The organism is Solimonas marina (genome assembly GCF_012241385.1).
Lineage (GTDB): Bacteria > Pseudomonadota > Gammaproteobacteria > Nevskiales > Nevskiaceae > Solimonas > Solimonas marina.
In genome coordinates this window covers 87,600-102,314 of record NZ_JAAVXB010000005.1, presented here as the reverse complement: position 1 = coordinate 102,314, position 14,715 = coordinate 87,600, and the positions used below count along the sequence as shown (strand labels likewise).

Sequence of the window (14,715 nt, the reverse complement as noted above, 5' to 3'; positions counted from 1 at the left end):
CCTTCGCAGTGCCGCCCGCGCCGGATTCAAGGTGCTGCGATCAGCCCTTCGGCGCCCAGGCCATGCACCAGCCCTTGGACGCGACCAGCTTGCCGCCGAACGCGCCGCACGGCGCGAAGCCGCCCTTCTCGGCCGAGGCCTGGTACAGCGAGCAGTTGCCGCAGTGGCTGCCGGCCTTGTGCGTCGCTTCCTTGGTGGCCGCGGCGCTTTCGGTGTAATGCAGCGCCTTGGCGGTCGGATCGTCCGGCGTCAGCTTCTGCTGCGCGGCCGCGGTACCGGCGAGACCGACGCCGGCTGCGGCGGCGATTGAGCCGGCAGTCAGCTTCAAGAAATTCCGGCGATCAAACTTCTGAGTCATTTACCCGTCTCCTGGTGGCGCAGTGCGCAGAACGTGGTGGTGGAGGTTGTGCAACATGATGCCCGGCCGGCACCTGTTGATGACGGAAACGTTCTCATTGACGGTTTCGGAAACCTCAGGACGGCGCGCGATCACCCAGAGTGAAGCCGATCGTGTTGATGCCGTCTCGGCTTTCCGCGAACACGATGCCGTTGTGCATCGTCGCCACCGCCTTGACGATCGCCAGCCCCAGGCCGTGACTGGCGCCGTCACTGCCACGCGATGGATCGACACGATAGAAGCGGTCGAACAGCCGCCCGATATGTTCGTCCGGAATCGGCTCACCGGCGTTGCTGACCGAAACCCGCGCAGCACCGGCGCCGGCCTCGATGCGCACGCGGATCGGCGCTGGCGATGTCGCATGCTGCACGGCGTTCTGCAGCAGATTGGTGATCGCACGGCCGAACAGCGCGCCGTTGATGTCGGCCTGCGCGTCGCCGTCAACTTCGACCGCCAGGCCCGCCTCGTCGAGCACGACGTCCATGAACTCCAGCGACTTGCCCACTTCAGCCGCCAGCGACACCTGGCGCCGACGGTCGGCCATCTCGCCTTCGTCGACGCGTGCCAGAAACAGCATGTCGTTGACGATGGCGCGCAGGCGCGCCAGTTCTTCGAGATTGGATTGCAGCACGTCGGCGAATTCGAGCGGGCTGCGCGGCTTGGCCAGCGCCACCTCGGTCTGGCCGATCAGATTGCTCAGCGGCGTGCGCAGCTCATGCGCGACGTCGGCGTTGAAGGCCTGCAGCTGCACGTACGCGCGCTCAAGCCGATCGAGCGCACCGTTGAACGAAGCCTTGAGTTCCGACAGCTCCTGCGGCAGCGGCGCCAGCTCGAGGCGATGCGACAGCTGCCGCGGACTCAGCGCCTGCGCCTCGCGCGACAGCCGTGCCAGCGGCGACAGGCCGACGCGGGCCACCCACAGGCCGAGCATCGCCGCCAGCGCCACGCCGATCGCCGACAGCAGCGCCAGCGCCGCGGCGAAGGTGTGCAAGGTGTGCGCATACGGCTCGGCGTCGATGGCGACGATCAGCCGCGTGCGCGGACGCTGATCGGCGGCCTCGATCTCGCCGGCATAGAAATTCATCGGCTCGTGATTGCGCGTCGACGCGCGCGACGACAGGCCATCCGGCAGCGACGGCATCAGCCGCCCGAGCTGGTCGAGATCTCCGTAGGTGAAGCGCGAGTCGATGCTGGTCACCCAGAAATAGGTGCCATCGTCACCCGACGACAGGCCATCGAGCCGCGCCTGCGCGAAGTGCCAGGAGTCCGCCGTCGGGCAGTGCTCGATCAGCTGCTCGCCGATGCGGTACTTGGTATCGAGCTCATTGGCCTTCTGGCGGTCGAGCTCGGCGCGCAGCACCTGATCGAGGGCGATACCGACCAGCGCGAAGATCAGCAACGCGACGCCTGCGAACATCGCCGACAGGCGCCACGCGATCGACATCCGCGTCATACCACTTCGTCGACCTCATCCCTCGGTTCGAGCACATAGCCCATGCCGCGGATCGTGTGCAGCAGCTTGTGCTTGAACGGGTTGTCGATCTTCGCGCGCAGGCGCTTGATCGCCACTTCGACGACGTTGGCGTTGCTTTCGAAGTTGACGTCCCAGACCTGCTCGGCGATCACCGTCTTGCTGATGATCTCGCCCTGGCGGCGCGCCAGCGCGGCCAGCAGCGCGAATTCCTTGGCGGTCAGATCAAGGCGCCGCGAATCGCGCCAGGCGCGGCGGCTGAGCAGGTCGATCTGCAGGTCGCCGACGGTGATCTGCATCGGATCCTGGCCGCGGCCGCGACGCGTGATCGCCTGCAGGCGCGCCAGCAGCTCGATGAACGAGAACGGCTTGACGAGATAGTCGTCGGCGCCTTCGCGCAGGCCCTTGACGCGATCGTCGACGCGGTCGCGCGCGGTGAGCATGATCACCGGCGTCTGCTTCACGGCGCGGATCGCACGCAGCACCGAGAAGCCGTCGGCGCCGGGCAGCATCACGTCGAGAATGATGAGGTCGTAGTCGTACTGCAGAGCATAATGCTGGCCGTCCGGTCCATTACGCGCCAGTTCGACGACGTAACCTTGCTCGGTCAGTCCACGCTGCAGGTAATCGGCGGTTTTGCTTTCGTCTTCGACGATCAGAATCTTCATCGACAAGCGGGTCCTGGTGGGAATGGGCCAGGCCGCGGGCTCCGCGGCTCGATCGCATCGGGCGATGCGCGACCTGAGTGTATTACATGAACATTACCTGAATTTGTCTGAAATCTGACAATTCAGTCAGCTTCATGGGCCGGCCGCCCCCAATCCAGCCACAGACGGCCATCACGGTAGACCGTGCCCTCGGCTTCCGACAAGCCGGTCGCATCGCCTTCGACCTGATGCAGCACGTGTGCCGCGGGCGCCGGCAAGGCATCGCGCCCGCGTTTGAAGTCCTGCTCGCGCACCAATGCCCGATAGGCCTTGTCGAGCAGTAGCGCCCGTTGCGGCGACGGCTCGATCAGCAAGCGCAGATCGTCGGGTCCGCCCGGCGCGGCGCGCGCGGCGGCTTGGGCATCGAAATGTCCGCCCGGAAAGAAGCGTTGCAGCATTTCGTCGTTGGCGCGGTATTCGTCGCCGCCGTGCGCGCGCTGCAGATAGCGCGCGTATTCCGGGACATCGCTGCCGGCCTGCGGTACGTCCTGCATGCCGGCCAGGGTCTGCTCGCCCCAGCCCGCCGCACCGGGCGGCTTGCGCGGCAGACTGAAGGTGCCGTCAACGGTAACGCCGACGCCACTGTGGCAACCCATGCAGAACATCTGCTCCTCGCGGGTCTGCAAGCGCAGGCGGCCATCCGCGCGCTCGATGTACGCCTGCAACTGCCAACCGTATTCGCTGAAGACGCCGGTAAATGCATCACCGCCGAAGTACGGCCAGCCGCCGGTCTCCTGCTCACGCGCATCCTCGTCGTACTGGCGCTGAAGATGCGGATCGTCGAGCTGGAAGATCTTGCGCGCGTAACGCAGTTCCTTGAGTCGGCGCGCGCGCAGATCCGGCGCCGCCGGATCGAGATAGTAGACGCCGTGCATGAACTCGGTGCCGACCGGATAGGTCCAGCGCCGTACCGCGACCTCGCTGGCACCGCCGACGAAATGTGCCGGCAGCGCGTGGAGGCGCGTGGCCGTGCCGAGCTTGCCGTCGCCGTCGAGATCGAGACCGGCCGCGCGCTCGTCGAGTGGCTCGGTGGGCAGGTCCAGCGCGTCGTCGGCGCGCGTATCCGGCACCGCCACCGATGCCTCGACGATGGCCAGATTGATGCGATAGATGGCACTCGACGGATGACCATCGACGTCGCTGCGAAACGGCGCCGGCAGGCGGATCATCACATCGTCGGCAGCGCCGTTGGTGGGCCAGAACGTGCCGGGAAACGGCTTGTAGCGAAACGCCCGCCAGCCACTGCCGTCACGGGCAAAGCCGTCGGCGTCGAAGCCGGCTTCGAGATCGAGGTCCGGCACCCAGCGCGGCCGACGGTCCTGCGGCAGCCGTGCCAGCGCCGCGCGCAGCGGGGCATAGTTGTCGTGCCGCACATAGGCCAGCGTGTCCGCATCCGACTGCGCGGCGATGGCCGGCCGACGGTCGACGAACAGGTTGGTCCAGTGATTCGTGCGGCCCATGGCATTGAGCTGGTACTGCGCCTGCAGCTGCCAGTCGTCGGCACCATTGCGCTGATTCTGGCTCGTGTGGCAGACCCAGCACGGATTGGCGCCGCCGCGCGTGTCGGTGTAGCACTGCGGCGGAATGTGCGCGAGCACATTGTCGATGCGGCCGCGCGCCTTCTCGGCGCTGGCCGTCGCCGTCGGATCGTAGTGCGACTCGCAGGCGCCCAGCAGCAGAACCGCCAGCGCCGCCGCGAGCTTCACGATGCGGCGCTGACGCCCCCCGTGCATGCGCGCGGTCAGCTCGCCGGCCGCGCCGGGAACACCGGCATCTTCGCCGAGTAGACGTCGCTACCGAAGCTGCATGGCTGCGTCTCGTTGTCGCAGTCGGTGCCGGCGGCGGTATCGCCATCGGCGGCATGGCCGAGGTACGCGACGCCGAAGATGTCGGAAATACTGCGCAGCAGCGAGTAGTGGTTGTACGGCAGGGTCGACACCGTGCCCGGCGTGATGAACGGCGAAATCAGCACTGCGCCGACACGGCCGCCGCCGGGGCCGGTGATGCCCGGCTGCAGGAACAGCTGCGAAATCGTACCGGACTCGCCGCAGCATGCCGTGCTGTCGTCGGTGAAGCCGGTCGATTCGTCGTAGGTGATGATCAGCAGGCCGTCCTTCTTGTAGGCCGGCGAGTTGAGGATCACCGGCACCCACTGCTTGAGGAAACGATCGATGCCGGTCAGGCCGCCGACCGTGCCGTCCGCACAGTTGGCGTCGTGGCCGTCGTCGCACAGATTCGGCGTGATGAAGCTGAAGGCCGGCGTGGTGTCGGTACTCTTCAGGTCATCGACGAAAGCATCGTCGAGATTGACCACGTGCTCGTCGCAATAGGTCTGGTCGTCGATGATGTTGTGGAAGTACATGAACGGATCGTGGCGCGTCGCGTACTGGTCGGTCGCCGTCGCCGACTGCGTCTGGTCGATGCGGCCGATGGTGCCGTGCCCGCAGGTGCGCGGCCCCTGCGGGCGCGTATCGGACGCCGCCAGCGCCGGATCGTAGCGGCTCGGGTCGTTGCCCATGTCCTGCATGTAGCCCTTCCACGAGATGCCGGCGCTGCGGAACTCGTCGGCGATCGACGCGATGTTGGTCGGATAGATGCAGCCGGCGCCGACGATCTGACCGTTGCTGTTGACGACCGCGCCGGTGGCGAAGTCCGACAGCGTCGGGCAGTCGGCCTGCGTCGAGACGTTCGGCCCCTGGCCGCTGATCATCGCGATGTAGTTGTCGAGGCTGTTGTGGCCGATGCCGTAATACTCCTCGAGCAGCGCGCCCATGGTCGGCAGCGTCTGCCCCAGATACGGGGCTTCGGTGTCGGCGCCGAACGTGAGGTCATAGCTCTTGTTCTCGAGCACGATGACGAACACATGGCCGATGCTGTCGGCCTTGGGGCCACCACTGCCGCCGACGCTGTCGCTGCTGCCGCAGGCCGCCAGACCGCCTGCCAGCAGCATCGCCAGCACCCCGTACCAAAACCGAGACATGACGCCCCCTTCCCTGCATTGATCCTTGCGCATACTCGGCTCAGTCCGAATCCGGGCGCAAGCCCTGGGCGTAGGCGATGTCGACCAGCCCCTGCCACTCTTCGAGGTGTTCGGCCTGACGGCGCTTGACCTCGGCATCGTGCTCGGCGGAGATGCTCGACGTCGACGACGAGCACGCCTGCCCCCAGGAGTCGTCGTCCGGCACATCGAAGGCCGGCGCATCGAGATTCGGCGCCGAGTCGAAGTCGAGCAGCTGCGCGAAGTTCATCGACGTCGCACCGCGCGCGCCCAGCGGCGCGAAGCCGAAGCGCCAGGCGATCATGTTCAAAATCGAGTTCGGATCGAACTGACGCTGCTCCAGATGACCGCGCTTGGCGCGCGGGCCGATCGCCATGCACGGCACGCGAAAACCGAGCAGACCATCGTTGCCGGTGTCCTTGTACTCGTCATAGCTGACCGGCGCGTACGGCGGCGCGACGTGGTCGTAGAAGCCGCCCCACTCGTCGTAGTTGATGATCAGCAGCGTCTTCTCCCAGGCCGGGCTGCTGCGCAGCGCGTCGTATATCTGGTTCAACCAGACCTGGCCCTTGCGGATGTCGGCCAGTGGATGATCGTCGGCTGAGGTACCGTCACCTTCGCTGAGAAACGCCGGATCGATGAACGTGACGTCGGCCAGATCGCCGTTGGCGGCATCGGTGAGAAAGCGTGAGAACGTGCGGATATTCGCGGCGCCCGGATTATGACCGGCCATCAGCACATTGATCAGCGCCCAGCCGGCGGCGTCGGTGTAGTAGTAGCGACCGGTGCGGCCGACGCTGCCGAGCGCATCCCAGACCGACGTCAGCGAGTACGGCTTGACGCTGTTGTCATTGCGGTCGGTCTGGCCGCCGTGCATGTACATGCGGTTCGGATACGTGGAGCTGAGGATGCCGCTGAAGTAGTGATCACAGAGCGTCCAGTTCGCCACCACGCCCTTGTAGAACGGCAGGTCGTCGGCGAGGTAGTAACCGACCGGGAAGTCGTCGCCGACCGGCTGCGTCAGCAGGAAGCCGTCCATCGCGCCGTCGTTATAGTGCGTGCGGCCGCCGTCATAGCTGTGATCGGGGTCGGCCAGCGAGCAGTTCTGGTAATCGGTCAGCTTGCGTGACGAGACGGTATTGCCGTCGCTGTCCTTGAGTGCGAGCTTGGCCATGTTGGCGGTCGTCGCGCCGGACACCCAGCTGAAGTAATGATCGAACGAGCGGTTCTCCATCATCACCACGACGATGTGATCGATCCCCGAGCTTTCCGGGTCCGGCAGCACCTGCGTCACCGCACTGGCGTCCGGCGAACTGGAACTGCCGCAGGCCGCCAGGCCCGCACCGCCGACCGACGCCGCGGCAATACCGGCCAGCAACTTGCGCCGTGCCAGATCGATGTTTTCCTTGTTCTTGTTTTTATTGTTTTGCTGATCCTGCATGGTTGAAGTCCGGCGCAAATGGGGAAACGCGGCAGATTAAGACGGAAAAATGACAGCCTTGCGAAAGTGCATCATCAGGTATCGATTTACTATCGTCCGGGCGGACGATGCACTGGCGGCAAGCGTCAATTCGCCGGGCGCAAGCCGGCGTCCAGTGCCGCCTGCACCAGCGACTGCCATTCCTCGATGTGCTCGTCGCGGCGCTTCTGAACCTCGGCGTAGCGCTCGGGGCTCAGCGTTGCCTGCGCCGCGCTGCTCGCATCGGCGCAGGCCTGTCCGTCATCGGCTTCGTCCGGCACATCGAAGGCTGGCGCGTCCAGATTCGGCGCCGACGTGAAGTCGAGGATTTGTGCGAAGTTCATCGACGTTGCGCCGCGCGCACCGAGCGGCGCAAAGCCGAAGCGCCAGGCAATCATGTTGAGGATCGAGTTTGGATCGAGCTGGCGCTTCTCGACATGCTGGCGGCGCACACGCGGACCGATCGCCATGCACGGCACGCGAAACCCCAGACGGCCGTCGTTGCCGGTGGCCTGGTATTCCTCATAGGTGACCGGCGCGAACGGCGGTTCGACATGATCGTAGAAGCCGCCCCATTCGTCGTAGTTGATGATCAGCAGCGTCTTTTCCCAGGCCGGACTGCTGCGCAGTGCGTCATAGATCCGGTTGAGCAGCGCCTGACCGGCGCGAATATCCGCCAGCGGATGATCGTCGTTCGAGGTGCCGTCGCCTTCACCAAGCATCGATGGATCGATGTAGGTGACGTCGGCCAGATCGCCGCTGGCCGCATCGTCGAGAAAGCGCGAGAACGGCCGGATGTTGGCCACGCCCGGATGGTGGCCGGCAAACTCGAACGACACCAAGGCCCAACCGGCGAGATCGCCGTAGTAGTAACGACCGCTGCGGCCCACACTCTTCAGCGCGTCCCACACCGTCGCTTGCGAAAAGAACGTGATGTCGTTGTTCTTCTTGTCGGTCTGGCCGGCATGCATGTAGTAGCGGTTCGGCTGCGTCGGCCCGAGGATGCCGCTGAAGTAACGGTCGCAGAGCGTGTAGTTGGCGACGACGCCCTTGTAGAACGGCAGGTCGTCGGCCGTGTAGTAGCCGAGCGGAAAGTCATCGCCGGCCGGCTGCGTCAGCAGAAAGCCATCCATCGCGCCGTTGTTGAGCTGCGTTCGCCCGGCGTCGTAGCCGTGATCGGGGTCGGCCAGCGCGCAGTTCTGGTAATCCGGGGCCAGAGGGCGCAGGCCAACCGTGTTGCCGTCGGTATCGAGCAACGCGGTGCTGGCACTGCGCACCGTCGCGCCGGGCACCCAGCTGAAGTAGTGATCGAACGAGCGGTTCTCCATCATCACCACGACGATGTGGTCGATCCCCGAATCATCCGGCGCCGGCAGCGCCTGCGCCGACGGGCTGGCGTCGCTATCGGATGAACCCGAACCGCCGCAGGCCGCAAGACCGGCACCGCCGACCGATGCCGCGGCGAGGCCGGCGAGCAGCTTGCGGCGCGCGTGATCGACGCCGTCCTTCGTGTTGTCCTGCATGACCTGATCCTGATCCCGACTGTCGAACGTCAGGCACGCTAGGACATGCGAATGACAATCCGGCGATGGGCGTGTCGACCGCCGCGCGGCAGTATCGATTTACTACTGCCGTCGACAATCGCGACACGTCATGACGCGGGCCGCGCCGGCAATACCGGCATCTGCCGGGTGTAGACGTCGTTGCCGAAACTGCAGGGCTGCGCTTCCGGATCACAGTCGGTGCCGGCGTCGGTGTCGCCGTCGGCGGCGTGACCGAGATAGGCCACGCCGAAGATGTCGGAGATGCTGCGCAGCAGCGAATAATGGTTGTACGGCACGCTCGACACCGTGCCGGGTGCAATGAACGGCGAGATCAGTACCGCACCGACACGACCGCCACCAGGGCCGAGAATGCCCGGCTGCAGCAGCAGCTGAGACAGCGACCCGCTTTCGCCACAGCACGCGTCCATGTCGCTGGGATTGCTGGCGCTGTTGGTCGATTCGTCATAGGTGATGATCAGCAAGCCGTCCTGCTGGTAGGCCGGCGAGTTCAGGATCCGCGGCACCCACTTCTGCAGAAAGCGATCGACGCCGGTCAGACCGCCAACCTCGCCGTCGGCGCAATTCGAGTCGTGGCCGTCATCGCACAGATTCGGCGTGATGAAGCTGAAGGCCGGCGTGGTATCGACACGCTTCAGATCATCGGCGAGCGCATCGTCGAGATTGACCACGTGCTCGTCGCAATACGTCTGGTCATCGATGATGCTGTGAAAATACATGAACGGATCGTGGCGCGTGGCGTATTGATCGGTCGCCGTCGCCGACTGCGTGTCGTCCTTGCCGTCCACCGTGCCGTGCCCACAGGTCCGCGGCCCTTGCGGACGCGTATCGGACGCTGCCAGCGACGGGTCGTAGCGATCGGGCTCGTTGCCCATGTCCTGCATATACCCCTTCCACGAAATGCCAGCGGCGCGAAACTCGTCGGCGATCGACGGCACACTCGTCGGATACAGACAGCCGACCCCGACGACCTGGCCGTTGACGACCGGTGCCAGCGGCAGGAATTCCGACAGTCGTGGGCAGTCGGCCTGCGTCAGCGCGTTCGGGGCCTGGCCGCTGATCATCGCCACGTAGTTATCGAGGCTGGCATGGCCCGTGGCGTAATAGTTCTCGAGCAACACACCCTGGGTCGGCAGCTGCTTGCCGAGATACGGCGCGCCGTCATCACCGAAGGTGCGGTCGTAGCTCTTGTTCTCCATGACGATCAGAAACACGTGCCCGATATGATCGCTGACCGGCGCCACGCCGGCATCGCCGCCGCCACCGCAGGCCGCGAGCATGACGAGCATCAGCGCGGCCCACGCAGAGCGCTGCCTTGCGGGATGATGAAAAAACGACATGAACAGGCTCCCCGAAACCGGTGTCAGGTGCCTCGCCCCAACGAGGTCACTCAGAAAAACTGACACGAAACTGAAATCAAAAGAACGACTCTAGGTCGAGCTTGTGACAGGACGGAGAACTTCGGTCTTTCGGTATGTTTTTACTACCGGAGAGCTAGGGCAAATCCCCGGGCTCGCGGCGCCTGACTTGCGCTAGCGTGAAGGTCAACGGCTTCGGGGGTCCGTATGCCGCGCGCTTCACGATTGCTCGATCAGGGGGTTTCAATGCGTCACCGCTTTCCGGCCGCCCGGCCGTTTCTGCTGCGTCTGATTCCGACCGGCATCCTGGCAACGGTCACCGCCTCGGCCGCTGCCGCCACGATTTCCGCCGCCCCGTCGCCGGCCGGCAATGCCGCCGCCGAGCGCCGTGGCCTGCCGAATCTCGATACCTTCCTGGCCGAGACCGCCGACCGCAACGTCGCAATGCCGGCCGGGCTCGCCGGCCGCATCCAGAACACGCTGTTCGATCGCCAGCTTGGCAAGCCGACCTTCCTGTGGGCCACCGAAGACGCCGCACCGATTTCGGTCGGCGCACTGTCGACCGAACGTGAGCTGCTGGCCGCCAGCGCGCGCAGCTATCTGCGCAGCGAAGCATCGGCGCTGGGCCTCACCGACGCCCTCATCGACAATGCCGACGTCGTCTTCGCGTCGTACAACGGCAACGGTCCGGCCGTCGTGCGCCTGCGTCAGCGCGTCAACGGCAAGGAAGTCTTTCACCGTTATCTGAACGTGCTGCTCGACCGCGACAACCGTCCAGTCGCCGTGTCGGGCTACTTCGCGACCGGCTACAGCTCGGCACCGACGGCCTATGCGCTGAGTGCAACGCAGGCCGTATCCAAGGCCTGGAGCAGTATCGGAGGCGCACTCAGTGCCGGCTCGCTGCTGCTGTCGCACACGCAGGGCGAATACAGCTGGTTCAAGGTGCCGGCGCAGATCGCCGGTAGCCACGTCTTCGAACGCGAACCGCGCAGCCGTCCGATCTACTACGCGCGTAATGGCGCGCTGGAACCGGCCTATTACGTCGAACTGTTCGCGCGCGCCCGCGCCACCGGCCAGCTCAGCGCCTATGCCTTCGTGGTGTCGGCCAGCAGCGGCTCGGTGCTGCATCGCCGCAATCTCGTGCAGGACGCCACCGCGTTCACGTATCGCGCGTATGCCGACAACGCCAGTCCGTACATGCCGTACGACTCACCGCTCGGCAACGGCTACACGCCAGCGACGTCGCTGAACCCGATCGCCGAGATCACGCGCACCGGCGCGGCATCGAAGATGGTGACGTTGGTCTCCGGTCCGATCAGCACCGGCGACCCGTGGCTGGCCGACGACGCCACCGAAACACTCGGCAACAACGTCGACGCCTGCCTCGACGTGGTCGACACGCCGGTGTCCGGCATCATCAGCAACCCGCTGAACATCTGCACGCCGACGCTGGGCGACATGCGCGCGTCGACCAACGGCGACCATACGTTCGACTACGAAGCCCCGGCCGATCAGGACCCAAGCACCGACGCGGCCCAGAACGCATCGGTGGTCAATCTGTTCTACATCAACAACTGGCTGCACGACTGGTGGTACAACCACGGTTTCGACGAGGAGTCGGGCAACGCGCAGACCGACAACTACGGTCGCGGCGGTGAAGAAGGCGATCCGATCCTGGCGCAGGCGCAGGACGCATCCGGTCGCAACAACGCCAACATGTCGACGCCGTCCGACGGTTCGTCGCCGACCATGCAGCAGTATCTGTTCGACGGCCCGATCACCGGCGAGGTCAAGCAGACCACGCCCACCGAAGGCGACAGCCTGAAGTTCACTGGCGCCAGCTTCGGCCCGACCACGTTCGACGTCAGCGCAAGCGCGGCGCTGATCGATGACGGCATCGGCGATTCGGCAACCGACGGTTGCGGTATCACCGACCCGCTGCTCGGCCTGGTCACCACACCCGGCATCATCGACCCGACGCTGGTCGGCAAGGTTGCGCTGATCGATCGCGGCAACTGCAACTTCACGACCAAGGCGCAGTACGCCCTGCTGTCCGGCGCCAGCGCGATGATCGTCATCAACAACACCGACGGCGAGCCGATCACGATGGGCAATGGCGACATTCCCATCAGCGTCGGCGAGAGCCCGACCGATGCGATCTACCAGATCCCGTCGGTGATGATCCGCAAGTCGGACGGCGAAGCGATCAAGGCACTGGTCGCCGCCGGCGAGACGGTGACGATGCACGTGCAGCGTGACGAGTCGATCGACGTCGACGGCACGATGGACAACCAGATCGTCTCGCACGAGTTCTTCCACTACGTGCACCATCGTCTGACCGACTCGTCGAACCAGCAGTCCAGCGCGATGAGCGAAGGTTGGGGAGACATCGACGCGTTCATGTTGTCGACGCGTGCCGACGACACCAGCGCCGTCGACAACGATCACTGGCAGGGCGCCTACGGTCTGGCCGGCTACGTCACGCACAACTTCTATTACGGCATCCGCCGTGCGCCGTACTCGACGGACTTCGCCAAGAACGCGTTCACCTTCAAGCACATCTCCGACGGCGAAGCGACGCCGGACGGCGGCGACGGTTCGAGCAATTCGGAAGTGCACAACGCCGGTGAAATCTGGGCCAACATGGTCTGGCAGTGCTACGCCGCCCTGCATAACGAGCTGAGCTTCTCCGAAGCACAGACGCGCATGCAGGACTACATCATCGGCGGCCTGAAGATGACGCCGGCCGATGCCACCTACGTCGAAGCGCGTGATGCCATCCTCGCCGTCGCCAAGACCAACAACGAGACCGACTACGCGGTCTGCGCCAATGGCTTCTCGGCGCGCGGCGCCGGCCCGGACGCCGTCGCACCGGATCGCGACAGCAGCGATCTGACCGGCGTCGTCGAGGACTACACGCTGTTCGTTGAAGACGCGGGCGGCAGCACCGGTGGCAGCACTACGGGCGGCAGCAGCACCGGCGGTTCAACCACTGGTGGCGCCACCGCGGGCGGCAGCAGCTCGGGCGGCGGCGGCGGTGCGCTGGGTGGCGCGCTGCTCCTGCCGATGGCACTGCTGGCGATGTTGCGGCGCCGTCGCCGCGGCTGATCGCTAGCCAGCTAAAAAGCCCGGGGCGCTCACGTGTCCCGGGCTTTTTCATTTGCATGGATTCACCGCACGCCCGCATCGCGTCAGCGCATGATGATGTCCTCGTCCATCGTCGACGCTGACGGACCGCCTTCGAGGCCATCGCGGACGAAGCGGATGTGCCGGCGCAGGATATAGGCCTGGTCGGCGAAGGCGCCGGGCGTCTTCATGCTGACCACGGACTTTTCGATGCGGTCGAGCCTTTGCAGCAACTCGGCGCGCTGCTCCGGCGTCAACGGCTCCAGCATCGCCCGCTCCAGCGCCATCAGCTCGCCGTAGTGCTTGTAGATGCGGCGCCGGATGCGCCAGCCGTACAGGTAAGGCGCGAAACGCAGGCCCGGAATCAAGACGACGATGATCGGCACCAGCACCACTGCCGCGCGCGACACCAGACTCGCCAGCCAGAACGGCAGGTAGCGGTACGCCAGACTCTTGCCGGACTTGTAGTAGCGCGCCGCGTCCTCGCTCATCGGGTAGTCGTGCTCGATCGCGTGCGGGAACTCGCCGGGGTTCTGCATCAGCGAGCCGCGACCGTGCACGTCCTGCGCGGCCTCGACCAAGAGATCGGACAGCGCCGGATGCAGGTCCGAGTGTGCGAGCAGCTCCACGGTCGGCGCCAGCATCGTGATGCGGTGATCCGGCAGATTGGCGCCCAGATCGAAAGCGCCGGGCGGCAGCTCGAAGCGGTTCAGGTAGCGGTAGCGGCGTTCATAGGCCTCGCCCTGCACGAAGTCGAACAGACGTACGCCATCGCTGTGCAACAGATCGCCAATGATGCGCAGACCAGCCGAGTCGCCGGACACGAAAGCCGCATCGATCTTGTGCGCGATCAGCGCGTCGGCCGCGGCCTTGCCTTCGAGGTCGAGAAACGTGGTCTTGCCGCCCGGCTCGATGCCGTTGCCATCGAGCAAGGTCAGCGCCAGCACGTGGGTGCCACTGCCGTCGCTGCCGACGGCGATGCGCTTGCCGGCCAGTTCCGACAACCGCGTGATCGGCTGCGGCGCGCGATAAAAGACCAGCACCGGCTGACGGAACATGGTGCCGAGCGAGACGATGTCATCGGTGCCGCCCTGGCGCGTGACCCCGGACTGCACCAACGCAATATCGACCTTGTGCGTGGCCAGCAGATCGAGGTTGTCGGCCGAACCATGCGAGTCGACCACCTGCAGATCGATACCGTTACGCTCCAGAATCTTGTGATAGCGCTCGGCGACCATGTGAAACGCGCTGCCCGGCGGCCCGCTGGCGATGCTCAGATGCATGGGCGGCGCCGGCCGGACGAAGTGCAGCGTGAAGAAGATCGCCGCCGCACTGATCAGCACGATCGGCGTCAGCGTCGCGAACGCGTCGCGCCACGACACCAGCGAGACCGGCCGCAGGCCCAACAGGCGCCGCCGCACCGGCTCGATCCTCACCCGTTTGCTGTGTGCGTCATCCGTCACTGCCACATCCTGTGTCCTGGTCCAGGTGCGGAGCTTGCCAGAACCGCGGCCCAGGTCCATGGCCCGGTGCGCCGTGATGCAATCCGGACGCAACATCGACGGCCGGCCACTACGTCCGGCCACAGAGGCGAATTCCATTGCCAGCAGGGCCGTGTCTGGCCGATAACGCAGCGA

Annotated in this window: 10 protein-coding genes; 1 reads left to right on the top strand and 9 read right to left on the bottom strand. The window is 65.5% G+C overall.

Annotated elements, in window-relative coordinates; genetic code table 11:
- Positions 1 to 40 precede the first annotated feature (40 nt).
- The 8 genes from G7Y82_RS10785 to G7Y82_RS10750 form a co-directional block, all read right to left on the bottom strand.
- The gene (locus G7Y82_RS10785; RefSeq protein ID WP_168148078.1) at positions 41 to 358 is read right to left on the bottom strand and encodes a high-potential iron-sulfur protein; all 318 of its coding nucleotides are present in this window, start codon (positions 356 to 358) and stop codon (positions 41 to 43) included.
- A gap of 115 nt (positions 359 to 473) precedes the next feature.
- Positions 474 to 1,850 carry a heavy metal sensor histidine kinase gene (locus G7Y82_RS10780; RefSeq protein ID WP_168148076.1) on the bottom strand — a complete coding sequence of 459 codons (1,377 nt, stop codon included), beginning with the start codon at positions 1,848 to 1,850 and terminating at the stop codon, positions 474 to 476.
- Positions 1,847 to 2,536 carry a heavy metal response regulator transcription factor gene (locus G7Y82_RS10775; RefSeq protein WP_168148074.1) on the bottom strand — a complete coding sequence of 230 codons (690 nt, stop codon included), beginning with the start codon at positions 2,534 to 2,536 and terminating at the stop codon, positions 1,847 to 1,849. Before G7Y82_RS10775 ends, G7Y82_RS10780 begins: the two co-directional genes overlap by 4 nt.
- A 122-nt stretch (positions 2,537 to 2,658) precedes the next feature.
- Positions 2,659 to 4,308 (bottom strand): Aq_1262 family (lipo)protein, encoded by a 1,650-nt coding sequence (locus G7Y82_RS10770; RefSeq protein ID WP_168148073.1) that lies wholly within the window; start codon positions 4,306 to 4,308, stop codon positions 2,659 to 2,661.
- Between the two features lie 8 nt (positions 4,309 to 4,316).
- Positions 4,317 to 5,555, bottom strand: coding sequence for an alkaline phosphatase family protein (locus tag G7Y82_RS10765; RefSeq protein ID WP_168148071.1), 1,239 nt, complete (start codon positions 5,553 to 5,555; stop codon positions 4,317 to 4,319).
- 40 nt (positions 5,556 to 5,595) lie between these two features.
- Positions 5,596 to 7,014 carry an alkaline phosphatase family protein gene (locus G7Y82_RS10760; RefSeq protein WP_168148069.1) on the bottom strand — a complete coding sequence of 473 codons (1,419 nt, stop codon included), beginning with the start codon at positions 7,012 to 7,014 and terminating at the stop codon, positions 5,596 to 5,598.
- 125 nt (positions 7,015 to 7,139) lie between these two features.
- Positions 7,140 to 8,555 (bottom strand): alkaline phosphatase family protein, encoded by a 1,416-nt coding sequence (locus tag G7Y82_RS10755; protein ID WP_168148067.1) that lies wholly within the window; start codon positions 8,553 to 8,555, stop codon positions 7,140 to 7,142.
- A gap of 128 nt (positions 8,556 to 8,683) precedes the next feature.
- Positions 8,684 to 9,883: an alkaline phosphatase family protein gene (locus tag G7Y82_RS10750; protein WP_240954236.1), complete on the bottom strand. Its 1,200-nt coding sequence runs from the start codon at positions 9,881 to 9,883 to the stop codon at positions 8,684 to 8,686.
- A 315-nt stretch (positions 9,884 to 10,198) separates the two neighbouring features.
- On the opposite strand from G7Y82_RS10750, the gene G7Y82_RS10745 reads away from it, so the two are divergent.
- The gene (locus tag G7Y82_RS10745; protein WP_168148064.1) at positions 10,199 to 13,060 is read left to right on the top strand and encodes a M36 family metallopeptidase; all 2,862 of its coding nucleotides are present in this window, start codon (positions 10,199 to 10,201) and stop codon (positions 13,058 to 13,060) included.
- Between the two features lie 83 nt (positions 13,061 to 13,143).
- On the opposite strand, the gene G7Y82_RS10740 is transcribed toward G7Y82_RS10745, so the two are convergent.
- Positions 13,144 to 14,541 (bottom strand): TAXI family TRAP transporter solute-binding subunit, encoded by a 1,398-nt coding sequence (locus tag G7Y82_RS10740; RefSeq protein WP_366515652.1) that lies wholly within the window; start codon positions 14,539 to 14,541, stop codon positions 13,144 to 13,146.
- Positions 14,542 to 14,715 lie beyond the last annotated feature (174 nt).